At 48.4% G+C, this 22,164-nt stretch carries 20 protein-coding genes; 9 read left to right on the top strand and 11 right to left on the bottom strand.

The features are described 5' to 3' along the window. The first annotated feature begins 32 nt into the window (after positions 1–32). The gene (locus tag ASL11_RS28970; RefSeq protein ID WP_056622479.1) at positions 33–1,814 is read left to right on the top strand and encodes an S-layer homology domain-containing protein; all 1,782 of its coding nucleotides are present in this window, start codon (positions 33–35) and stop codon (positions 1,812–1,814) included. A gap of 60 nt (positions 1,815–1,874) precedes the next feature. On the opposite strand, the gene ASL11_RS28965 is transcribed toward ASL11_RS28970, so the two are convergent. The 8 genes from ASL11_RS28965 to ASL11_RS28930 all read right to left on the bottom strand — a co-directional run bounded on the left by ASL11_RS28965 (position 1,875) and on the right by ASL11_RS28930 (position 8,872). Continuing rightward, positions 1,875–3,347: a DHA2 family efflux MFS transporter permease subunit gene (locus tag ASL11_RS28965; RefSeq protein ID WP_056622478.1), complete on the bottom strand. Its 1,473-nt coding sequence runs from the start codon at positions 3,345–3,347 to the stop codon at positions 1,875–1,877. Continuing rightward, entirely contained in the window at positions 3,340–3,801 is a 462-nt protein-coding gene (locus tag ASL11_RS28960; RefSeq protein WP_056622476.1) for a MarR family winged helix-turn-helix transcriptional regulator, read from the bottom strand. Before ASL11_RS28960 ends, ASL11_RS28965 begins: the two co-directional genes overlap by 8 nt. Before the next feature lie 219 nt (positions 3,802–4,020). Next, complete coding sequence (locus ASL11_RS28955) at positions 4,021–4,704, bottom strand: ABC transporter permease (RefSeq protein WP_082595924.1); 684 nt, start codon at positions 4,702–4,704, stop codon at positions 4,021–4,023. Further along, positions 4,682–5,617 (bottom strand): ABC transporter ATP-binding protein, encoded by a 936-nt coding sequence (locus tag ASL11_RS28950; protein ID WP_056622472.1) that lies wholly within the window; start codon positions 5,615–5,617, stop codon positions 4,682–4,684. Before ASL11_RS28950 ends, ASL11_RS28955 begins: the two co-directional genes overlap by 23 nt. Before the next feature lie 15 nt (positions 5,618–5,632). Beyond that, entirely contained in the window at positions 5,633–6,568 is a 936-nt protein-coding gene (locus ASL11_RS28945; protein WP_056622470.1) for a sensor histidine kinase, read from the bottom strand. A 1-nt stretch (position 6,569) separates the two neighbouring features. Beyond that, positions 6,570–7,268, bottom strand: a complete 699-nt coding sequence (locus ASL11_RS28940) for a response regulator transcription factor (protein WP_056622468.1) — start codon at positions 7,266–7,268, stop codon at positions 6,570–6,572. 70 nt (positions 7,269–7,338) lie between these two features. Continuing rightward, complete coding sequence (locus ASL11_RS28935) at positions 7,339–8,133, bottom strand: ABC transporter permease (RefSeq protein WP_056622467.1); 795 nt, start codon at positions 8,131–8,133, stop codon at positions 7,339–7,341. Further along, positions 8,126–8,872: an ABC transporter ATP-binding protein gene (locus ASL11_RS28930; protein ID WP_056622465.1), complete on the bottom strand. Its 747-nt coding sequence runs from the start codon at positions 8,870–8,872 to the stop codon at positions 8,126–8,128. Before ASL11_RS28930 ends, ASL11_RS28935 begins: the two co-directional genes overlap by 8 nt. A gap of 612 nt (positions 8,873–9,484) precedes the next feature. Between ASL11_RS28930 and ASL11_RS28925 the strand changes: the two genes are divergently transcribed. From ASL11_RS28925 to ASL11_RS28900, 6 genes are all read left to right on the top strand, one after another. Then, a complete protein-coding gene (locus tag ASL11_RS28925; RefSeq protein ID WP_056622462.1) occupies positions 9,485–10,471 on the top strand; it encodes a substrate-binding domain-containing protein in 987 nt (328 codons plus the stop codon). Continuing rightward, the gene (locus tag ASL11_RS28920) at positions 10,468–11,928 is read left to right on the top strand and encodes a sensor histidine kinase (RefSeq protein WP_056622460.1); all 1,461 of its coding nucleotides are present in this window, start codon (positions 10,468–10,470) and stop codon (positions 11,926–11,928) included. Before ASL11_RS28925 ends, ASL11_RS28920 begins: the two co-directional genes overlap by 4 nt. Further along, complete coding sequence (locus ASL11_RS28915) at positions 11,903–13,270, top strand: response regulator transcription factor (RefSeq protein WP_056622457.1); 1,368 nt, start codon at positions 11,903–11,905, stop codon at positions 13,268–13,270. Before ASL11_RS28920 ends, ASL11_RS28915 begins: the two co-directional genes overlap by 26 nt. A gap of 245 nt (positions 13,271–13,515) precedes the next feature. Further along, positions 13,516–14,898 (top strand): sugar porter family MFS transporter, encoded by a 1,383-nt coding sequence (locus ASL11_RS28910; RefSeq protein WP_082595922.1) that lies wholly within the window; start codon positions 13,516–13,518, stop codon positions 14,896–14,898. 135 nt (positions 14,899–15,033) lie between these two features. Further along, on the top strand, positions 15,034–15,525 hold the full coding sequence (locus ASL11_RS28905) for an SRPBCC family protein (RefSeq protein ID WP_056622454.1): 492 nt from the start codon (positions 15,034–15,036) through the stop codon (positions 15,523–15,525). Positions 15,526–15,561: 36 nt separating this feature from the next. Beyond that, positions 15,562–16,578: an SDR family oxidoreductase gene (locus ASL11_RS28900; RefSeq protein ID WP_056622452.1), complete on the top strand. Its 1,017-nt coding sequence runs from the start codon at positions 15,562–15,564 to the stop codon at positions 16,576–16,578. 401 nt (positions 16,579–16,979) lie between these two features. Here the strand turns inward: ASL11_RS28900 and ASL11_RS28895 are convergent, their stop codons facing one another. Further along, positions 16,980–17,336 (bottom strand): FlxA-like family protein, encoded by a 357-nt coding sequence (locus ASL11_RS28895; RefSeq protein WP_056622450.1) that lies wholly within the window; start codon positions 17,334–17,336, stop codon positions 16,980–16,982. Between the two features lie 214 nt (positions 17,337–17,550). On the opposite strand from ASL11_RS28895, the gene ASL11_RS28890 reads away from it, so the two are divergent. Together ASL11_RS28890 and ASL11_RS28885 are read left to right on the top strand one after the other, a co-directional pair. Further along, positions 17,551–18,396 (top strand): MerR family transcriptional regulator, encoded by an 846-nt coding sequence (locus tag ASL11_RS28890; protein ID WP_056622448.1) that lies wholly within the window; start codon positions 17,551–17,553, stop codon positions 18,394–18,396. An 87-nt stretch (positions 18,397–18,483) separates the two neighbouring features. Continuing rightward, entirely contained in the window at positions 18,484–19,440 is a 957-nt protein-coding gene (locus ASL11_RS28885) for an NAD-dependent epimerase/dehydratase family protein (protein WP_056622446.1), read from the top strand. A 118-nt stretch (positions 19,441–19,558) separates the two neighbouring features. On the opposite strand, the gene ASL11_RS28880 is transcribed toward ASL11_RS28885, so the two are convergent. Together ASL11_RS28880 and ASL11_RS28875 are read right to left on the bottom strand one after the other, a co-directional pair. Then, positions 19,559–21,151, bottom strand: coding sequence for a catalase (locus tag ASL11_RS28880; protein ID WP_056622444.1), 1,593 nt, complete (start codon positions 21,149–21,151; stop codon positions 19,559–19,561). Positions 21,152–21,298: 147 nt separating this feature from the next. Beyond that, positions 21,299–22,141 (bottom strand): aldo/keto reductase, encoded by an 843-nt coding sequence (locus ASL11_RS28875; RefSeq protein WP_157257094.1) that lies wholly within the window; start codon positions 22,139–22,141, stop codon positions 21,299–21,301. Positions 22,142–22,164: the final 23 nt, after the last annotated feature.

The raw sequence follows: 22,164 nt of genomic DNA, 5'->3' as shown, positions 1-22,164 counted from the left end.
AAAAAGCATTTCATTTGAAAGGCGGAATTAACTTGAAAAAAAGGACTTTGAAATTTTCAGCAGTCTTCATGATATGTTTCATGTTTTTGTTCTCAGCCATGCCAGTTTTTGCAGATGAAAGTACTCCACCTAGCTTACCTATGTCTGTATCCGGTTCAGTCGTTTCCACAACAGGTGCGCCGGCTTCAGGGTCGATAGAGGCTATATTAGATGGTAAGACCGTTGGAACGATTGCCATCAATTCGAATGGGTCTTTTGGTGGTTCTGGATTGGTACCGCAACTATTAGTTCAAGGATCCTATTCGGAAAATAATGACCACCCTGTTACTTTTAAAGTGAATGGTGGAAGTGCTACTGCTTCAATGGCGATTACCTTTCATGCTGGAACTAACATCACTAATGTAATAATTACTGCCACGGTAGCTTCTCCTCCTACCCCAGTAACACCAGTAACACCAGGAGGGTCAGGAGGGGCAGGAGGGCCAGGAGGGCCAGGAGTAACCGTACCAGAAAAAAGCAACACCGTAACCCCAATTGGTTCAAATGCTGTGCCTGTAGAAGTAGATACCAGCAAAAATGTAGTTAAACCAACTAAAGATGCAAAAGGACATGTAACAAACAATGTTACACAAGATGGTCCAGCATTAATTGATGCATTAAAGAAAGCGGCAGCCCAAGATAACCATGGGGATGCTCCAATCGTTTTTATCCCGTTCAATAACCCAACGGATGAAGCAGTCGTTTTTAATATTTCATTATCCGTATTGGCTACTGCTGCAACTACCATGCCTAATGCAATCATTTCTTTACAAACCAATGATGGAGAGTATTCACTACCTCTTAGCATTATTGATTTTACGTCACTAGCACAAAGTTTAGGCACAACAAGTGCGAATATTAACATTCAAATCCACATCTCTACAGTTAATAAAGACATCAACGCAAAGATCAAAACAGATGCTCAAGATATTTCTTCTTCCCAGCAAGGGAGTGCAATTGAGTTTTCAATTACAGCAGAAGGAAATGGAAAAACAGTTGAATTGAACAATTTTGGTTCAACTTATGTTGATAGAACTATTGTTTTGACGATTCCTATTGATGCAATCCATGCAACAGTAGTCCTTTACGATCCGACGACAGGGCAATTTTCTTTCGTGCCTGCGTTGTTTGAAAAGCAATCAGACGGCTCTACTAAAGTCACCTTTAAGCGTAATGGAAACAGTATTTATACTGTACTTTCTTCTACTAAATCGTTTGATGATGTAAGCAAGCATTGGGCTAAAGCAGATATCGAGCTGATGGCAAATAAACTAATCGTCAAAGGTGCTACGGACACTAGTTTTGCTCCGGATAATAATATTACCCGCGCGGAATTTACAGCATTGTTGGTTCGAGCATTAGGATTAACTTCGGATACAGCTTCAGCAACTTTTACAGATGTTATATCTAGTGATTGGTTTGCTGGCTCTGTAGGTGCAGCAGTAAAAGCTAAGCTAGTCAGTGGTTTTGAAGATAATAGTTTCAAACCGAACGACACGATCACACGTGAACAAATGGCGGTTATGATCGCAAGTGCTATTAAAGCAGCAGGAAAAAAAGTCGCTGATCCCACTACATCTAGCAAATTTTTGGCAAGTTTCGATGATAGAGGCTCCATCAGCAGTTGGGCTCAAGTGGCTGTATCACAATCTATTGAAGCAAAAATAATTTCCGGAATGACGGATACAACTTTGGTGCCTTCTGCAAATGCAAGTCGTGCTCAAGCCGTTGTTATGTTGAAGCGATTAATGCAATATGTAGATTTCATTAACTAATCAGACATAGCCAAAAAGGTCATCTTTGCAGATGACCTTTTTTGTCGTTCTATTTTACCCTTATGCAGCTTTTTCTACATTAGGTTCTTCGGCTGGGGTAGTCTTCCTGATAAAGAAGGCCAGCACTAACGCGGCGAGTGTCATCCATGTTGCGATTTCAAAGGAGAAATTGATCCCATATACCGTGGCATGATGCGTAACATCGGCCATAGCTGCCGCGTCTTTGGGATCGATTTTGCCAGCAATAACAAGGTCTTTCGCGTGGGAAGTCGCTGTATTCGTCATAATTGTAACCAGCAGCGCTGTACCTAGCGCCCCCGCGACATTTCGCAGTGTCTGGGACATTGCCGAGCCATGCGCGTTCAGACGTCTTGGCAGTTGATTCAAGCCCGCTGTTTGAATGGGCATCATCAGCATGGACATCCCGAACATCCGAAGGGTGTAGATCAGCATGAGATGGGAATACGTAGAATCAACTGTAAGGTGACTGAATTCGTAAGTTGTAATCGTTGTAATCGTCAAACCGATAACAGCCAGCCAACGTCCTCCGATTTTGTCAAAAATAATACCCGTCACAGGGGACATTATGCCCATCAGGATAGCACCAGGCAGAAGCAATAGTCCAGAATCCAACGGTGAGAATCCACGGATATTTTGCAAGAAGATCGGCAGCAAGACCATTGCAGAAAACATCGCCATCGTAATGATGACATTAATGACAGTGGTTAAGGAGAACATGCTGTATTTGAACACGCGAAGCTCGAGAAGTGGTTTTTCTATTTTAAGCTCACGCCATACGAATAGAAGCAAGGCTACGGTACCAATAATTAAGCAACTAACAACAGTGGCGCTGCCCCAACCATCGGATCCAGCATCACTAAATCCGTATAACAAACCACCGAAGCCGAGAGTAGAGAAAATAACGCCAAGAATATCGAATTTAGGTGTAGACGTTTTGATCACATTTTTCATGGAAAAAGCGCCGAAAATCAATGCAAATAAGGATAATGGCAAAATGATGTAGAACAGCACACGCCAGGAATGATGCTCAACGACCCAGCCAGATAATGTCGGTCCGATGGCAGGCGCACAGATCATGGCAAGACCCATAAGACCCATGGCTTTCCCACGTTCCGCAACAGGGAAAATCGTTAGGAACACGATCGTCATCAGCGGCATGAGAATACCAGCACCAACCGCCTGAACGAGACGCCCGGTTAATAAAAGGCTAAAGCCTGGGGAGAAGGCACAAATGATGGTGCCAAGTGCGAAGAATCCGGATGCTGCTAAGAATAGATTTCGCGTCGTAAAGCGAGAAATGAGAAAGGCACTGATTGGAACGAGAACACCGTTCGCGAGCATATAACCATTGATCAACCATTGAATGGTGTTTTCATTGACATTCAAATCCTTCATCATGCTCGGCAAGGCGACATTCAACAAGGTTTGAGCTAATAGGGCGACAAAAGCCGCGATCAGCAGGGAGGCAACAATTGGGCCTCTTCGTAGGGTATTCGTGACGGCATTACTCATACGTAGAATCTTCCTCCAGTTCTTGGTGCAGGATGCGCACAATTTTTTGGTGAATACGAAGCAAACTGTCGATTTCATCATCGGACATTTGCAAGAGCGGAGACATGCGCTCCACTTGGTTTTCTCGCACGCGTTGAAGCAACAGCTCGCCCTTGTCTAGCAGTTTAAGGGTGACCGAACGGCGGTCAGTGCTGGATTGTTCGCGGGATACCAGTTGATCTCTGACCATGCGATCGATAATGCCGCTCGTCGTGCTTTTGCCCAATTGAATACATTCGGCTAGCTCCGATAGGGTGATGCCAGGTTTCTCACTCAGCTTTCGAAGGACGAATGATTGAATCGGTGTGATATTTAAATGCTGGTAAGCTTTACTCATCACCTGGTGGAAGGCTTGTTTGACCTCTCGTGCGGACCGAATGATTTCAAGAGTACGCTGTTGCTGCTGATCGTCCATGTTCATTCATTCCTTCAATTAAATTTCGTGGGCGAATAATTCGTATACGAACTATTATAGAAGCACTGATAAAGTACTGTCAAACTGATAAATTTGGTTGTTTGTCCTAGTTTGTACAGATAGATGGACATCATGCAGTTCATATGTAGTGAAAAAAGCCCTATCAAAGCGAGGAGCGCTCAGATACGGGCTCTAAAGGGTAATGTTTGAAAAGCCAGCCTACAACTGACTCCTCCGCACGCCCGCGTAGGCCATAAGAACCCCGAGCGTGAAGCACAGCAAGGCTGCCGTTAAGTATTTTCCGTAGCTATCCTCGACGGAGATGTTATTGACAATAACCATCGTAGCGTTAGATAGAAAGAATGAACTCACGATTAAGGCAGGCATTGTCTTCCGAATCATGCCGAAATAGAGCGGAATTAGCGACACGCTCCCACATGCAAAAGCGAAAATCAGGATGCGAATCGCTTCTTTCATAAGCCGGTCGTTGGTTAGCGTTTCGGTAATGTAATGGTTATGCGAATTGAAGAATAGAAGTGAGAGCAACACGAAAACATTGTTGAATAGCACCGTAGCGAAGGTCCAAGCCCCGATAATGATCAATTTGGCCAAGAATACCTGTTTACGAGGCACGGGGTAGGCGAAGAGAAGGGTAATCGTTTTGTTCCGATACTCGTCAATGACCATTCGGGACATTAGTACGGAACCGAAAATAATGAAGGTAATCCCGGCATAGTTCATAATGCTCTGGAAAGCTCGGTCATAGCTTATGATTTCATTATTAGGTACATCGCTACCTATGACCCATAGCGCTACCATGAGATTGGTGATCACGGCGCTAAGTAAAAGTCCCCGCCACTTCGTTTTCTTCAGTTCCAGCTTAATGAGCTTCCATAGCATCATGGTTTCCTCCTTCGATGACCCCGAGGAAATAGTCTTCGAGCGAGCGGGTCTTTTTGTTCAGCGCCTCGACGCCAATCTCATGCTGCACAAGTAAGCGATTCAGCTCTACAGGGGCAAGACGAGGATCATAGATGCGTATGGTGCTGTGGTCCATAATTTTATAATTAACGATAGCCAGCTTATCTTCCAGGACTAGCACAGCCCGCGGCACATCCGTCACGACAATTTCTGTATACTCGTTATGCCGTCCACGAACCTGTTCCATGGATACCTCTTCGAGCAGCTTTCCATGGTTAATGACGCCGATTGTATCAGCCAATTGCTCAATTTCCTGTAAAATATGACTGGAAATGAGCAGCGTCATGCCAAATTCCTTGCTCAACATGCGAAATAGATCACGGATTTCACGAATACCCGATGGATCCATGCCATTGACGGGCTCATCGAGGATGAGCAACTCGGGCTTCGTACAGATGGCCCGGCCAATGCCAAGACGCTGCTTCATGCCAAGTGAGAAATCCTTCACGGGTTTATTGCCACTGTCGGACAGTCCAACGAGATCCAGTGTTTCACGTATAGCAGTTTTATCGTAATAGCCCATATATTCGCAGTGCAGCTCCAGATTAGCACGTGCAGTCAGATGGTCATAGAAGATCGGATACTCAATAATGCTGCCCATTCGTTTCATCGTTTCGTAAGAGTGGGGGGTTAGTGGAGCCCCGAACAATTCAATTTCACCGCTAGTCGGCGGGATTAGATTCGTAAGCATACGCATGACCGTTGTTTTGCCCGCACCATTCGGGCCGAGGAACCCGTAGATCTCGCCACGACGCACGCGCATGTTGACTCTGGAGACAACTTCGGTCTTTTTGTACCTTTTAGACAATTGCTTCGTTTGAAGAATAAGGCTCATCACATAAGGTTCCTTTCAAAAGCGGATTGTGGGAAAACGGACCGTAAATACGGTCTTCACATGAGGAATACTGTCCAGGGAAATACTCCCTTCCATGAGTTCAACTAACCGCTTCGTAATCGTGAGACCTAGGCCGCTGCCCTGATAGGTCTGGTTTCTGGAATCCTCCAGCGTGTAAAGGCGCTCGAAGACATTCTGGCGATCTCGCTCGTTAATCCCCTTACCTTGATCCCACACGTCGATATAGACGCTGTCGGTGTCTTGTCGCAACGTGATGCCAATAATCCCGCCATCGTTTCCATAACGAATTGCGTTGGAGAGTAGATTTTGCAGCACACGTCCGAGTGCCTCCGTATTCCCATACGCATAGATCGGATCTTCGGGTATGGTGACATCGACTTCGAGACCTTGTGACTCAATTAATTCGTAATAGAAAAGAATGCCGTTGCGGCAAGCCTCACTCAGATTGATTTTGGATATAGGGACAGGTCGATCACCTGATTCCAATCGCGCCAGATCGAAAAACTGATTCGTCAGATTGAGGATGTCGAGCGTTCTTTCGTGAACCTTGAGGGAGAGTCGCTTCCGCTCCTCCTCGCTGGCAGCGTGGTCATGTACGAGTGTTTCTGTCAGGCCGAGCACAACCGTAAGCGGTGTTTTCAAGTCATGGGACATGTTGGCGACCATCTTTTTGATCGCATTTTCCTTGCGAGTATAGTCAGCTTCCACTTTGCGATTCGCATCGAGGAGTCGGTTTATGACAATGAGTAAGCGTTGGAGCTGGGTGGAATCGGTATGGAGATGAACCTTCTCTGAAGATTCCTGATCAAGAATATCGGTTAGTTTCGTTTGCAAATAGCGGAGATGACGCGATTGGTCGATTCTGATCTTCAATTGAACGAAGATGACTATTCCAAGAAGGATACACAGGCTAGGCCACACAATGTCCATATCAGAAATCCCCCATTTTGTAACCAATCCCCCATACGGTCTTAATGTAACGCGGGTGCGCAGGATCGTCCTCAATCTTCTCCCGTAGGCGGGAAATATGGACCTGAATCGCATTCACATCGTCATAATAAGCGTCATTCCATACTGAGCGATAGATTTGCTCCTTGGAGAAGGCGCGTTTGGGATGGGACATCAATAGTTTTAAAATAAGAAGTTCCTTCGCAGTGAGATTGAGAGGTGTGTCATTTTTGGTCACGAGATGCTCATCGGGATGAAGCGTCAGCTCATGAATGCGCAGGAGGGCGTGCTCAGCCTGTGCTGAAGGACTGGCATATTGGGAAGCCCGCCGCAAAATTGCTTTTACACGTGCTGACAACTCAATAAGGGAGAATGGCTTCGCCAAATAGTCATCAGCTCCAAAGCCGAGACCCAATGCTTTCTCAACATCACTATCTTTCGCGGACAATATGAGCACAGGCACAGTACTTCCACTCCGCACCCTGCGCAGCACTTCCATGCCATCGACTCCAGGCAGCATCAGATCCAGCAGTATCATATCAAAAGCTTCCTCGGCAAAGAGCCGCAGCGCCGCCTCCCCATCAGGGGCATGTCGAACGGTGAGACTCTCTTTGGTTAAATGGCCCAGGACCATTTCAGCAATTGCCGGGTCATCTTCTACAAGCAAAATGTGATTAGCCATGTCATTTCCACCTTTATGTCATATGCTTCCAGTATACTGCTTTGTCCGCTCATAATGAAACGGATGTAGCTTATATAGAAACATCACGCTTCGCGAACACATACCAAGCTAGAGCGAGGAAGAGCAGCTGATAACAGGCCAACATCATCAAGGAAAAAGATAAAGACATACTGGCTATGAGCGGTTTGCCATCCACATAACTCAGCAAATTCGTGTTGGCAAAAATCAGAAATTTGGACCATTCAAATTGTTTAAGCACGTAGGCTAATTGCCCACTGGTCAATAAGAAGAACAAGGAAATCCCGATGGCCATGGAACTTGCACGAAAAACAGAAGAGAACATGAACGCTAGTGTGACCATGACGATCATTTCGATGCCGCTATAGCCGATAGCTTTCCAGGAGTAAGCCACATTCGAGAACGCAGCCCCGGCATGAAGCTCGGAAGCACCGTCAAATCCGAAAAACATGCCACCTGTAAGAAAAGTGGTTAATACAAGTAATAGCATAAGGCCAACCCCGAGCAATAGGACGGTCACGAACTTGGAAAGTAAGATCGTTGAGCGGCTGAAGGGCCGGATCAGTAGTAATTTGATCGTACCGCCGGAGAACTCGGAGGCTACGATGCCCGCGGCAACGATAATCGTAAACAATGTGACAATATCCATGAGATTTGGAATGGCGGAAAGGCACAAGTCTAAGAACTCCCACACATTGTTCACGGTAAGCTCGTCTTGATTCGCATACTTACAGAGAAAGGCTACTGCAATAACAAGAATCGGAATGAAGGCAATCATCACCCAAGTTCCGATTTTGGTGAAGATCTTAATGCCCTCATTTTGCACTAGTTTGATGAAATTAAGCATAGTTGGCAACCTCCGTGAGCTCGATATATTTCTCTTCGAGTGTTTGTGTGTTCGTCTGCGTCTGAAAGTCTGTAAGTGCGAAGGTCGTTCGCAAACGCCCTTCGATTACGACGCCGAAGCGGTCGCACATTTGCTCCATTTCGGCGAGCAGATGAGAGGAGACCATCACCGCGATGCCTTCTTCAGCGGCTAACTTACGGACGAGCTGGCGCATTTCGCGGATGCCTGCCGGGTCAAGACCGTTGGTCGGCTCATCGAGGATGAGCACGGCGGGCTTATGGAGCAGGGCCTGGGCGATGCCTAGCCGTTGGCGCATGCCGAGCGAGTACGTCTTCACTTTATCGTGAATGCGGGCTGACAACCCGACTAGCTGCACGATCTGGTCGATGCGGCTCTGGGGGATATTCCCCACCATGCGAGCGAATTGCTTCAGATTTTGCATCCCGGTGAGATGCTTGTAGAGCTCTGGATTCTCGATAATGGCGCCAACGTGTCGAATCGCTTCCCGGAAGCTAGTGCGAATGCTGTGTCCGCTGATTGCGACATCACCGTCGCTCATGCCGATGAGGCCGACCATCATGCGGATGGTTGTCGTTTTGCCAGCACCATTGGGCCCGAGAAAGCCGAATACCTCGCCCGGAAAAAGCTCAAAACTAATCTGATCCACGATGTTCTTATGTCGAATCCGCTTCGTCAGATTGCGTACTTCGACAACGGGTTGAATGCTCAAACGGTTCATATGTGTACCTCCAATAAGTTTCATACACTTATCTTACTAGACACATCATGCATGACTCTTTCCTAAACCTTACGAAAGTCTTTCGATGTGCAGGGGAGTAGGAGGGGCGGGGGTTTTCTGAGGACTTTAAGGACATTCTGAGTACCCACGTGGGACTCTCTGGGGTCCGCTGTCGATTCCGCCAAGGACTTACTGAAGACTCTTCAAAAGCACCACCGTCTCAACTTACTGGAAAACATACAGCTATTTCCGCTGATTTCAGCCCATTCCTCCGATTAACTGGAAAACCTACAGCTAATTCGAGCATATATGCTCCATTGAGCCGGATATAGGGGAATTACCTGTATGAAATCCATCTAATCATCCATTCAAGGTTATATTGGTGAAAATAGATGGAATTTTTCCCGCTAATCAGCAACTAGCTGCTCATAGCTAAATCCACGCTCACATTCTCGTTTCCTCATCCAAATTCACGACCATGCTCCGTCTTTCACAAGCCAGCCCCTAAATGTTCCTCCTTATGGCAAACCCTGCATGTGCAACCCTCACCGGGTTCATACTAAACAAAAAGCGTCCCCTAGCGGACGAATGCGCTGATTAGGAGGTGCCACCATGCGAAATAGAAGCTGGACGCTCGGTCTGCTGGGCTTATTTCTCGTTTTTTGCTATGTGATGCTTCAATTTCTCCTATCCACCGCGCATATTGGCCAGCTCGTGGGACAGATGGAGCCGCGTAGCGAGGCTCAGCAGCCGTTCAAACACATTGTGCTCATCGCCCAAGAGCTGGACAACCCATTCTGGCGAACGGTCGAGAAGGGCGCGAGTGAAGCCGCAGCAAGCCGTGGTATGAAGATTGATTACTTGGGTCCAATCCGTATCAATCCAACTGAGCAAACGAGCCTGTTGGAGAAGTCGATTGCAGCGAAACCGGATGCCCTTCTTGTGCAAGGGATTAAGGAGCCGCAGTATGACATGTTGATCAGCAAAGCGATCGATCAAGGCATTCCTGTGATTACATTAGATGCGGATGAACCGGACAGCCGAAGATTGACTTATGTGGGCACGGATAATCGGGAAGCGGGCAGACGGATGGGGGAGCTTGTAGCAGGGGCAGCAATCGGCAAGGGGCGAATCGGCGTTATTATCGGAAGTGAGCAGGCGGAGAATCAGCAGCAGCGTTTAGAGGGATTCCGTGCTGCTATTGCGAATATGCCCTATTTTGAAATTATAGATATCCGCGCATCGAATATATCCCGCATTCAGGCCGCGAAGCATACAGAGGCGATGCTCAAACAATATCCCGCCATCCAGACGATGGTGGGCTTCAGCTCCTTAGATGCCGCAGGCATTGTGGAAGGGGTGAAAGCTGCGCATCGGGATGGCACGCTCGTGTTCGGCTTCGATGATATCGCAGCGACAAGGCAGGGGATCCGCGAAGGAACCATCAAGGCTTCCATTGTGCAGCAACCTTACGAAATAGGTGCGGTATCTGTACAGCTATTAGATTCGTATTTCAAAGGGGCGGCTTTACCGCAACAACATGTAATAGGCACCTACATTCTCGATGCGACGACGCTAACGCCTGTGAGTTCCCCGTGAACATACGTCGCATGCTGTTTATAGTGCTGCCTGCGCTGTTTATTTTGAATAACGCCGTGGCTTATTTCATCTTTCATAGTGGCAGATCCGTACAAGAAAGCTATAATGTTATGCTCAATCGGGTATTATTGTACAAGCAAATTGCCGGGCAAACGCAGGACAATCTTCGTGCTATGAACGGCTACATCGTGGACCGAAGCGAGGACAGCCGGTTGGCCTTTTTACGCCAGAAGGAAGCGTTGGAGGTATTGCAGCAGAAATTAGCTTCACAAAACACGATTCCAGCGACCGACCTCACGTTCCGCAGCTATACCCATATGGTCGATACCTTCATGACACAAGAAGCAGGCGTGATCCAAGCAGCCAGCAGTCCAGATCCGCTAGCGTATACAGCCTTTTATGAAGAAGCAGAACGGACAGCGACATTCATACAACTGGAAGGCTACCAGTTGATTGATTTGGAGTTGAGCTACTATCAGCCACTCTATCGGCAAATTTTGATCCAAACGGAGGGGATGAATCAGTGGGGGGTTGTTATTTTCATCCTGACTACCTTGATCAGTATCGTGCTGGCCTATCGCATTTCACTCGGTATCTCGCGCCCAATCAGACAGCTAGCACACGCGGCACAGCAAATGTCGAACGGTGATCTGCATGCACCCATTCCTCACTTGCCTGCAGAGCATGAGTTTGGTGTGTTAGCGCGAGCTTTTGGACATATGCAAGATAATCTCAAAGCGCTTATTGTGAAGGAAACGGAAGGATTGGAGAAAGACAAGCAGTTGAAAGAAATGGAGCTCGAGGTGTTGCAAAATCAAATGAACCCGCACTTTCTCTTCAATTCCTTGAATGTGTTGTCCAAGCTTGCCCTGTTGGAGGGCGCTGAGCAAACGAGCGATTTGACGGTCACCATGTCGAATCTACTCCGATATAATTTACGAAAGCTAGATCGACCTGTGAGGCTTAGAGATGAGGTGGAGCACGCCAAGCAATATTTCACCATCCAGCAAGCAAGGTTCCGTAATCGCATACAGTTTGTGCTGGAGATTGATGAGGGCGGCCTGGACGTTCCTGTACCGATGCTTACGCTGCAGCCGTTACTTGAGAATGTGTTCGTACACGGCATCGAGGGAATGGAAGAAGGAGCCGTCATTCAGCTTAAGATTACACAAGGGAGCGGCGAAACGCTAGTCGCAATATCGGATAATGGGGTGGGGATGAGCGAGGAGATCCGTGCAGCTCTGCTTGATGTGGACGGGGAACCGCAGGTTGCCCACCCTAACGGCCAGTCCACAGGTTTAGGAACACGAAATGTGTTCAAGCGATTAGCTTTATTTTATGGCAAAAAGGATCTCGTGCACATTGAAAGTGATCCTGGCCGAGGGACGAAGGTCGTCCTGCGGCTGCCTGCCGAAGGAGAGGAAGTTGGAGATGTATCGCTTACTGATCGCCGATGATGAAGCGTTAGAGAGAGAAGGCATCGAATGGATCGTCGGGCGGATGATGCCGAATACATTCGAGGTCATTCATGCGGAGAATGGCCGCACTGCGATTCAAAAAGCGGACGAGCACCGTCCCCACATCATCCTAATGGATATCCGTATGCCAGGTATTCAGGGCTTAGAAGCACTAAGGGAAATCAAAGCGCGACATCCTCAGACGAAAATGGTGCTAGTGACCGCCTACGAGCAATTTGAGTATGCGAGAGAGGCTCTTTCCTTAGGGGTTAAGGACTATCTAGTCAAACCAGCCAAACGGGATCAGATCGTTGAGCTCCTACAGCGCCTAGTTGCCGAAATTGAGCAAGAAGGGCGGAAGCGGGAGGGAGAACTCGCGATGCGGGATAACTATTTTCAACTGCTTCCGTTGGCCGAAACGGAAATGGCGCTGGTCATTATGTCCGATCCTGTGAATGAAACGGATGCCGGGTATTTGGCGGAAATACTGGAGATATCCACCGATCAGGGATGCGGGCTTGTGCTTGCCCTGCCAGAGCTTGGGCCTATATCTGATAAGGAAGCAGGCACCAATAAGAAGAAAATCTACGAAACTGTCAAAACCTTCACGAAAGGTTATCTCAAGAATCGTGTCGGATGTGTGGTCAGCTCGATGGTTCATTGGCATATGGCCATCTTTCTAGTTGATCGTGCGCAGCTGAATACCGAGGTTTTGCGGGAAGAAGCTGCTTCCTTAGGTGAGAAGCTCATAGAACACCTGCGGCAGATACGCGGCATTGACGTGAATATAGGCATTGGTTCGATTCGATATGAGATGGAGGGGATTCGAACTTCCTACTTTGAAGCGGTATTTGCTGCGACGTATGATAAAAAGTGGGGCAACCTGCGGTCCTTCGAGGAACTGAAAGAGCTCCCCACAGAAGGGCAGCGAAGCCTGGTCGAATCGCGTGCCGCCGACAATTTGTCGGAGCGTACTTACGTGGAGTTAGCCATTAGGCGAATCCGCGAGGAGCGTGAGCACCAGACGTGGACGGTACTGGATCGTGCACTGACTTACATACACGAGAAGCTTCAGGAAGATATTTCACTTGAGGATGTTGCGGAGCTTGTTCACTTGAATCCCCATTATTTCAGCAAAGTGTTCAAACAGCAAACCGGAGAAACTTTCATCGACTATGTGACACGACTGCGCATTGAGAGGGCCAAGGAGCTCATTAGCGAGGGTCAGCTTAGCCTGAAGGAAGTCTGCTATTTGGTCGGATATAAAGATCCGAATTACTTCAGCCGTGTGTTCAAAAAGGTAACAGGTGTTACCCCGACGGAATACCGTACGGGGCAATAAGGGAAAATAGTCCATGCTGGCGCAAGGACTATTTTGCTATTTCGGGACAAGATTGTGCTAGCCGGAGGCTGAGAAGAGGCGTGAGTCTGAGACGGAATATTTTTATGCTGGTATACCACAAATAAGTGCAGGGAAAGGTTCCCCAGCTGTCATATTACCCATGCTATAATGAGTCTCGCTTCATACAAAATGTAAGATTAAAGACTCGCATGAAGATGCGGTAGATGTCAGAAGGGACCATCATTATGAGTGCACATATAGACAATTCAAGTCAACAAGTTAGCATAAAATTCGTCACGCTTGTGTCCATCGTTGCTGCGCTCGGCGGGCTTCTGTTCGGGTTCGATACGGCTGTTGTATCGGGAGCAGTTGGTTTCATGAAAGAACGCTTTACGCTAAGCGAAGTGGAGGTAGGCTGGGCGGTTTCCAGCTTAATTATTGGGTGCATCGTGGGTGCAGCAGCATCTGGTGTCCTGAGTGATCGTTTCGGTCGGAAAAAGGTGCTCATTGCAGCGGCGCTATTATTCATTATTGGCTCTATTGGATCTGCGATCCCGGATACGTTCACAGGGTATATTATTGCGCGTATCATTGGCGGACTCGGCATTGGGATCACCTCAACGCTTTGCCCGCTGTATAACGCGGAGATTGCACCTGCGAAATATCGCGGCCGACTTGTGGCATTGAATCAATTTGCTACAGTGACGGGGATTTTCCTCGTCTATTTCATCAATACCAGCATTGCGAATCATTCGGATGAAGCCTGGAATATTGCGACGGGCTGGCGTTGGATGTTCGGCTTTGGAGCATTTCCTGGCTTAGTGTTCTTAGTTCTACTTTTCTTCGTACCCGAAAGCCCGAGATGGTTAATCAAGCAAGGAAGAGCAGCGGAGTCACTTCCGATCCTGCTTCGCATTCATGGGGAAGAACTGGCAAAAAAAGAAGTGATGGAGATCAAGGAATCTTTTAAACAAGAAAATGGCTCCATTCGCCAACTGTTCAGCCCAGCGCTGCGGCTTGCATTAATCGTCGGTGTGGGTTTGGCCATTCTCCAGCAAGTGACGGGCATCAACGCCGTTATGTATTATGCGCCAGAGATTTTCAAACAAACCGGCACAGGCACGAATGCTGCGCTGACGCAGACGATTTTAGTTGGATTAATCAATTTCCTCTTCACAATCCTTGCTATTTGGCTCATTGATAAAGTGGGCCGGAAGGTGCTGCTGCTGGTCGGTTCTGCTTCCATGACGATCTGCTTAGCGGTGATTGGCATTGCTTTCCACACGGGTCACACATCAGGGAATCTTGTACTCGTCTTTATCCTACTTTACGTAGCTTCCTTCGCGGTGTCCTTAGGGCCTGTTGTCTGGGTGATCATGTCCGAAATTTTCCCGAATCGTATTCGCGGCAAAGCAACGGCCATCGCTTCGATGGCACTGTGGATCGCAGATTATGTGGTCTCGCAGACGTTCCCTCCACTGCTTAGCTCTGCAGGTCCAGCGATAACCTTCTGGATCTTCGGCATCCTCTCCTTGGTGACGTTCGTCTTCACGATGCGAGTTGTGCCTGAAACGAAGGGCAGATCACTCGAAGAAATCGAGTCCCTATGGTCCGCGAAAAAAGCATAAAAGCATGAACAGAAAGGCCGGGGCCCTAACCTCGGCTTTTTTGGTTATTTCTTGATTTAAACCCGCACCTACAGGTAAGATGAAGCTAGGACAATTGGATGTACTTGTAAAAGGACAAAATGGAGGAGGCGTCGTATGATAGCTGCTCTGCAACCCGCCCAAGGTGGATATTTGGCTCGTTATGAGCGTCATTGGCAGCATGATGTGAAGGAAGTATGGTCATGGTTGACGGAAAATGACAAGCTCACGCAGTGGTTTCCCGAGTTAGAGGTGGGCGAGCTCCGTGAAGGCGGAGTGATAAAGTTCAACATGCCTAACGGGACAGTCATTCCTATGGACATTCTGGAGCTTTGCCAAGATCAGGTGTTGGCGTTTACGTGGGATGAGGATCGTGTTCGTTTCGAACTTCATGTGGAGCCACACGGTGGATGTCGTCTCGTGTTCAGTGAGTACTTACATCAAATAACGGAGCACACGCCAAGAGATTTGGCTGGGTGGCACGTGTGTCTAGATGTCATAGAGGCGTTGCTAGAGGGTAGAACGATTGCCTCACGTAAGGATATGTGGAATAGCTGGTATGTGAAGTATAAGCAGCTGACAGACACAGTTCTGACGAATCAGGCGTAATACATACATCAAAATGGGGATAATGGAGGCGAAATCATGAAGGCACTATTTATTGGCGGCACGGGCACCATCAGCTCGGCGATTACGAAACAACTGCTAGCCGCAGGTTGTGAGCTATATTTGTTGAATCGAGGCACGCGCAATGCGGACTTGCCAGAAGGTGCACGCATCCTGCAGGCGGACATTAACGACGAGGAGCGCGTGGCGAAGCTGATCGCGGACTTATCGTTTGATGTTGTCGCGGATTTTATCGCGTTCGAGCCGTCTCAGCTGGAGCGGGATTACCGTCTTTTTCAAGGCAAAACGAAACAATTCATCTTCATCAGCTCGGCTTCCGCATATCAGACACCTTTATCTGATTACCGGATCACGGAAGGAACGCCATTATCTAACCCCTTATGGGCTTACTCCAGAAATAAAATTGCCTGTGAAGAGTACTTAGTGAAGCAGTACAGGGAACAAGGCTTTCCGATAACAATTATTAGACCGAGTCATACGTATGATGAGCGCTCAATTCCACTTGGCGTCCATGGGACGAAAGGGAGCTGGCAGGTGGCCAAGCGTATGCTGGAAAACAAGCCAGTGATCATCCACGGAGATGGGACCTCGTTATGGACGATGACACACAACAGTGATTTTGCCAAAGGATTCATTGGTCTCATGGGCAATCTTCATGCCATTGGGGAATCTGTTCATATCACTTCTGATGAGACATTGACGTGGAATCAGATTTACGAAGCCATCGCGGATGGGCTAGGTGTGAAGCTTCACGCGGTGCATGTGTCGTCTGAGTTCCTTGACGCTTGCAGTGCACAGGACTACCGTGGAGGCTTACTTGGGGATAAAGCGAACTCCGTTGTTTTCGACAACGCGAAGTTGAAGCGGCTTGTGCCCGAATTCGTGGCTACAACGCGATTTGATCAAGGGATGAAACGGACGATCGCTCATATTTTGGCTAATCCTGAGCTGCAGAAGGAAGATCCGGAATTCGATGTGTGGTGCGACAAGGTAATTGGAGCGCTAGAGTCTGCGAAGAAAGCGATTCTCGCGTAAAAGAAGAGGCACCCTCGGGGTGCCTCTTTATGTTTGGGTAAGCGAAGCTTATGTGTGCCTAGGAAATCACACTTCACGTGATTTACAGCTTACTGTTCGCAGCCACCGCTCACTCTTCGCCCGCACCCGATTAAATGGAAATTATCCAGTTAAATCTTGCGAATTCTTCCGAAATCGACAATTGAATGGAAAATATACAGTTAAATCATCCGTTTCCGCCAATTTTCTCTCAAATTCTTGAAATTAGATGGAGAATTTCCAGTTATTTTACTGAAAGACGAAATAGCGTTGGAATTAGCTGTATAAAAATACAGTTAACCTTATGTTCGGCCCAAGGATGCTGCTGTATACAAAAAGGGACGTACTTGTCAAAGTACAGTCCCTTGTTCTCATGTAATGGCCTAAATCAGAATATCCAACGTACCGTTGGGATTCGTGTTCATTTTCTTGCTTGCAGCGCTGTTTGGACCGCTAGAGATGTTCGGGTTCCTAGCGCCAGATTCCTGCTGGCTAGAGCTGCCGTTGCTGCTGGATTTCGAGCTCGTTTGTGCGATCCGCTGATCAATCTGTTGGATTTGTTGCTGGATGAGCCGCACCTTGCGCTCCTTCGTCTTCTGGTCGTCTTTACTCTGCTGTTCCTTCGTTAGTTCGGCTTGCAGTTTGGCCTTTTGTTTCTCAAGAGCGACTGTATCCGTTGAGCTGGAGGTGAAAGAATACGAGCTGCTGCTAGATGTGGTTGACGCAATGGAAATCGACATGTTGATCTCAGCCTCCTTTCTAGCTTCAATTTGAAAGTGTAGGAAGCCCACAGGCGATTATGGCATGCCAAATTGAGGAAACGCTGAAGGTGGACTGAGAATTTGCTTAAAATGATATGTCCGGAGGGGGCAAGCTGGAACTTGTTCACCTTATTCCCAATGAAATCCGTATAATGGAGATATATAAGGACACGGATTTGAAAGGTGGATGACGATGTCGAATTTCATTAGAATCGGACTCTTTTCCAAAATCGCACAGGTGACCATACGTACCCTGCGCCATTACGATGAGCGCGGATTGCTAAAGCCTGCATATATCGACACCGTGACTAGCTATCGGTATTACACCTATGAACAGCTCATTCGAATTCATCATATCTTGGTGCTGAAGGAGACGGGGTTTTCGTTAGATGAGATCGCGACGATGATCGATCAAGCACTCACAATGGACGACATGAAGCAAATGATGCATAAGAAGAAAGCGGAGCTAGCGAATCAGATAGAGGAAGCTGCCCAACAAATGGCGCGCATTGAGTCTAGATTGCATCAACTAGAACGATTGGGTGAGAAGCCAGCGTATGAGGTTGGGATTAAGCAGGTGCCAGCACTCTTTATGGCCGGGCTTCGCCGAATCGTACCTCGCGTACAGGATATGCCCGTCTACCGCTGTCAGATGTTCGAGGAGCTCGAAGAAGGGCTGGGGGATCAGGCATTGATCGGGCATATGCAGCAAGAGTACGTTCTGTATCATATGACGGAGTTTATTGAGGAGAATTTCGACATTGAAGTGGGGTTTAGTTTTGATTCATTAGCCCGCCTACACCCAACTAGCCCCATCACCGTATATGAAATTCCAGCTGAGCCCATGGTAGCAAGCCTGATTTACAAAGGGCCTTTCATGGGTGTTGGAGAGGGAATTCTGGCACTTTTTACATGGCTCGGGGCAAATGGCTATGCACAAACCGGTCCGGTACGCGAGCTGCACCTATTCGGAAGAGAAAATCATCTTCACGATTACAACAATGTAGTTGTAGAGCTTCAAGTACCTATTTCCCAATAGGCTGCCAACTATTTTCTGAATGTCTCTTGACTCTCCCGTTACGGTAGACAATATCGTTAGGGTATCGAAGACGAGGGGGCATGATGAATGAGTAATCAAGTGCATGTAATTGTTGGAACGGGGTCGCTCGGGATGGCGGTTATGCGGGAATTAAAGCGGCGTGGGGTCGAGCGTATACGCATGGTGAATCGCAGCGGCAGATTGTCCGAGGCGGCAGCGGTGGAAGTGGCCAAAGGGGATGCGTCCCGACTTGTTGATGCAGTAGCGCTGTGCAAGGATGCTGCTGTGGTCTATCACTGTGCTCATCCGGGCTACACGAACTGGCCGACCCAATTCCCCGGCCTTACCGGAGGGATTATGGCAGGTGCTGCTGCTGCAGGTGCGAAGCTGATCTACGGTGACAACCTGTATATGTATGGCCAAGCAAATCAGCCTCTGACAGAGAACCTACCGGACCTAGCTACTGGCAAAAAAGGGCTAACACGCGCCCAGATGGCGGAGGAATTGTTGCTTGCGCATCAATCGGGGAAGGTCCGCGTGGCGATTGGCCGCGCATCGGATTTCTATGGGCCTGGGGTTAAGCAGTCCTCACTGGGGGAGCGCGTTTTTGGATTCGCTTTGGGCGGTAAGCCCGTTAGTCTGCTGGGTAATCTGGATATGCCACATACCTATACGTATATTGATGACTTTGCCAGAGGACTCGTAACACTCGCACAAGAGGATCGCGCTTTGGGAGAAGTCTGGCACATACCAAGCGCGAAAACACACACAACCCGGGAATTGCTCGAACTGATTTTCGATGAGCTAGGCTCCACAAGTAAAATAAGTACATTATCCCGTCCGATGGTGACGATGATCGGTCTTTTCCATCCCATGCTGAGGGAGCTCAAGGAAGTATTATACGAGTTCGAGCATCCCTTCATCCTGGATCACAGCAAATTTGAGGCTGCTTTTGGCCCGCAAACGACGACTCCGCATGTGGAAGCCATCAAGCATACCTTGCAGTGGTATAAGGAAATGATGCAGGAGCAGCGGGCTCGGTAGGGGGCCAACTACTGGGTGCCACGTTCCGTTTCTATCACAAGTCGGCGCACCCTTCACGTGGATGCTGCCTCCAAACCCAAAAAAAAGGCACCCCTACAGGGTGCCTTTCCTTCAATCCCTAATACCCGTCCGTCCGCTGCCCAGCGTTCTCCGCTAATTCAGCCCCAGCCTTTGCAGCGGCTGAACCCAAGTGCTCCAGCTCAACCTTCGCTTGAGCGAGCCCCTCAGACACACGCCGTCCGTAATCCGGATCAGCCTGCTCGAAATAACTGATCATGTTCGCCTGTATCACAGGCTTACAGATCTTCAAAGCATCGACCAGATTCGCGATCAACTCATCGCGCTCCCAATCCTCGAACTTGCGGTACGTATCGCCCGCCTGCCCAAAATCATTCGTGCGGCTTATCTTCTCGCGAACTAGCCGATCATTATACATCGGCTGATGCTCCTTGCCCGAAGGCGCCGCTTCCTGTAATCCGCCGAGCGAAGAGGGCTCGTAATTCACATGTGGATTTTGGCCAGGGGCCTTGTCCACCATCAACGTCATCTGCCCATCCCGCTGGTTCGTGGCAACTGGCGCCTTCGGCGCATTGATCGGCAGCTGCAAATAATTCGTTCCTACGCGATACCGCTGGGTATCTGAGTAGGAGAACGTCCGACCCTGCAGCAGCTTATCGTCCGAGAAATCAAGGCCATCGACGAGTACACCCGTCCCGAAAGCGGCCTGCTCTACCTCAGCAAAATAGTTCTCCGGATTGCGATCCAGCACCATTTTGCCCACTTTCCGGAAAGGAATCTTCTCATGATCCCACAACTTCGTTGGGTCTAACGGATCGAAATCGAGCTCAGGGTGCTCGTCGTCGCTGAGAATCTGCACGCACAATTCCCACTCTGGATAATCGCCACGCGCAATCGCTTCGTATAAATCCTGCGTGGCATGGCTAATATTTTTACCTTGAATCGCCTCGGCCTCGGACTGCTTCAGGTTCTTCATCCCTTGCTTCAGCGGCTCCCAATGGTATTTCACGAGCACCGCATCGCCGTTCTGGTTCACCCACTTGTACGTATTGACGCCCGACCCCTGCATCTGCCGATAGTTGGCTGGAATGCCCCATGGCGAGAAGAGGAAGGTGATCATATGCGTCGCTTCTGGCGTATTCGACACGAAATCGAACATTTTCTCCGGGTTCTGCAGGTTCGTGACCGGGTCCGGCTTGAACGCGTGCACCATATCAGGGAATTTCAACGGATCGCGGATGAAAAAGATTTTTAAATTATTGCCGACTAAGTCCCAGTTGCCATCTTCCGTATAAAATTTCGTCGCGAAGCCGCGCGGATCCCGTAACGTTTCTGGCGAGTACGTGCCGTGTACAACGGTCGAAAACCGCACAAAAACAGGGGTACGCTTCCCCTTCTCCTGAAAAAGCTTAGCCCGCGTATATGTAGAGACCGGCTCGTCGCCGACGGTTCCATACGCTTCGAAATACCCATGAGCCCCCGCGCCGCGCGCATGCACCACCCGCTCTGGAATACGCTCCCGATCAAAATGAGAAATCTTCTCGATGTAATGATAATTTTCGAGCGTCGACGGCCCGCGATTGCCTATTGTGCGGATGTTCTGGTTATCCGAAATCGGATGGCCTTGGCGGTTCGTTAAAGTCATATTCGTTTGATCTTCTACATTAGTTGGATCAATCTTGTCTTTGCTCATATCGTTAAGCAGCCTCCCAGCAGTAGTTACAAGTAACTTTTACCAATTAGAGGGAAATTATTCCTAGCAAAAAAGCCCTCAATCACTTTCCGAAGAAAGGAGCGAGGACTTGCCATGTTTCGTGAAATCTTCATCATCCTACATGGATTAAAAATCAAAATTGTCCGGATCCGGGCCGACACGCAGATTCTGATTCATGCTATTGATTGCCGCCATGTCCTCGTTCGTGAGCTCGAAATCGAAGATCGAACCATTTTCCAAGATGCGATGTTCTTTGGTCGATTTGGGAATGGTGACAATACCGCGCTGCAAATCCCACCGCAGGATGACTTGAGCAATGGATTTGCCGTGGCGTTCAGCCAATGATTTCACCGTAGGGTTATCTAAAAGCTGACCTTGCATCAGCGGGGACCACGCTTCTAACTGAATGCCATGCTCCTTGCAAAAGTCGTGTATGTCCGTTTGGGCTAAAAGAGGATGAAGCTCCACTTGGTTGACCATCGGTTTAATCGTCCCAGTGCCCATTACATCCTCCAAATGATGAATTTGGAAGTTGCTCACGCCAATCGCTTTGACGCGGCCCTCTTGATAGAGTGTCTCAAGCGCTCGCCACGCTTCTACGTATTTGCCTTGAACAGGCCAATGAATGAGGTACAAATCGAGATAGTCCAAGCCCAGCTTCTCCAAGCTCGCTTCATAGGCAGCAATCGTGGACTCATAGCCGAGATCGGCATTCCACACTTTTGAAGTTACGAAAAGTTGATCTCTTGTTAGACCATGCTCGGCCATACCTTCGCGAATCCCTTGTCCTACGCTGCTTTCATTGCCATAAATGGCCGCGGTATCGATGCTGCGATAGCCTATTTTTATGGCTGCTTTCACGGCTTGCACGACCTCTGGGCCGTCCTCTACTTTAAATACGCCAAGCCCTAGCCAGGGCATAGTTACGCCGTTATGAAGTGTAGTTTCAGCTTGAAGGTTGTTATTTATTGTGTTTTGTAGATGGTTTGTTT

It is taken from the genome of Paenibacillus sp. Soil750 (assembly GCF_001428045.1).
Taxonomy (GTDB): domain Bacteria; phylum Bacillota; class Bacilli; order Paenibacillales; family NBRC-103111; genus Paenibacillus_E; species Paenibacillus_E allorhizoplanae.
The sequence above is the reverse complement of the archived record's forward strand: the minus strand, read 5'-3'. Positions and strand labels throughout refer to the sequence as shown.

What these genes read in the sequence shown, in the direction of transcription:
- ASL11_RS28940 (WP_056622468.1), bottom strand. Translation starts at nt 7,268, where the DNA reads ATGGCTAATCACATTTTGCTTGTAGAAGATGACCCGGCAATTGCTGAA.
- ASL11_RS28950 (WP_056622472.1), bottom strand. Translation starts at nt 5,617, where the DNA reads ATGAGCCTTATTCTTCAAACGAAGCAATTGTCTAAAAGGTACAAAAAG.
- ASL11_RS28955 (WP_082595924.1), bottom strand. Translation starts at nt 4,704, where the DNA reads ATGATGCTATGGAAGCTCATTAAGCTGGAACTGAAGAAAACGAAGTGG.
- ASL11_RS28930 (WP_056622465.1), bottom strand. Translation starts at nt 8,872, where the DNA reads ATGAACCGTTTGAGCATTCAACCCGTTGTCGAAGTACGCAATCTGACG.
- ASL11_RS28925 (WP_056622462.1), top strand. Translation starts at nt 9,485, where the DNA reads ATGCGAAATAGAAGCTGGACGCTCGGTCTGCTGGGCTTATTTCTCGTT.
- ASL11_RS28910 (WP_082595922.1), top strand. Translation starts at nt 13,516, where the DNA reads ATGAGTGCACATATAGACAATTCAAGTCAACAAGTTAGCATAAAATTC.
- ASL11_RS28880 (WP_056622444.1), bottom strand. Translation starts at nt 21,151, where the DNA reads ATGAGCAAAGACAAGATTGATCCAACTAATGTAGAAGATCAAACGAAT.
- ASL11_RS28965 (WP_056622478.1), bottom strand. Translation starts at nt 3,347, where the DNA reads ATGAGTAATGCCGTCACGAATACCCTACGAAGAGGCCCAATTGTTGCC.
- ASL11_RS28895 (WP_056622450.1), bottom strand. Translation starts at nt 17,336, where the DNA reads ATGTCGATTTCCATTGCGTCAACCACATCTAGCAGCAGCTCGTATTCT.
- ASL11_RS28935 (WP_056622467.1), bottom strand. Translation starts at nt 8,133, where the DNA reads ATGCTTAATTTCATCAAACTAGTGCAAAATGAGGGCATTAAGATCTTC.
- ASL11_RS28890 (WP_056622448.1), top strand. Translation starts at nt 17,551, where the DNA reads ATGTCGAATTTCATTAGAATCGGACTCTTTTCCAAAATCGCACAGGTG.
- ASL11_RS28915 (WP_056622457.1), top strand. Translation starts at nt 11,903, where the DNA reads ATGTATCGCTTACTGATCGCCGATGATGAAGCGTTAGAGAGAGAAGGC.
- ASL11_RS28905 (WP_056622454.1), top strand. Translation starts at nt 15,034, where the DNA reads ATGATAGCTGCTCTGCAACCCGCCCAAGGTGGATATTTGGCTCGTTAT.
- ASL11_RS28960 (WP_056622476.1), bottom strand. Translation starts at nt 3,801, where the DNA reads ATGGACGATCAGCAGCAACAGCGTACTCTTGAAATCATTCGGTCCGCA.
- ASL11_RS28945 (WP_056622470.1), bottom strand. Translation starts at nt 6,568, where the DNA reads ATGGACATTGTGTGGCCTAGCCTGTGTATCCTTCTTGGAATAGTCATC.
- ASL11_RS28885 (WP_056622446.1), top strand. Translation starts at nt 18,484, where the DNA reads ATGAGTAATCAAGTGCATGTAATTGTTGGAACGGGGTCGCTCGGGATG.
- ASL11_RS28900 (WP_056622452.1), top strand. Translation starts at nt 15,562, where the DNA reads ATGAAGGCACTATTTATTGGCGGCACGGGCACCATCAGCTCGGCGATT.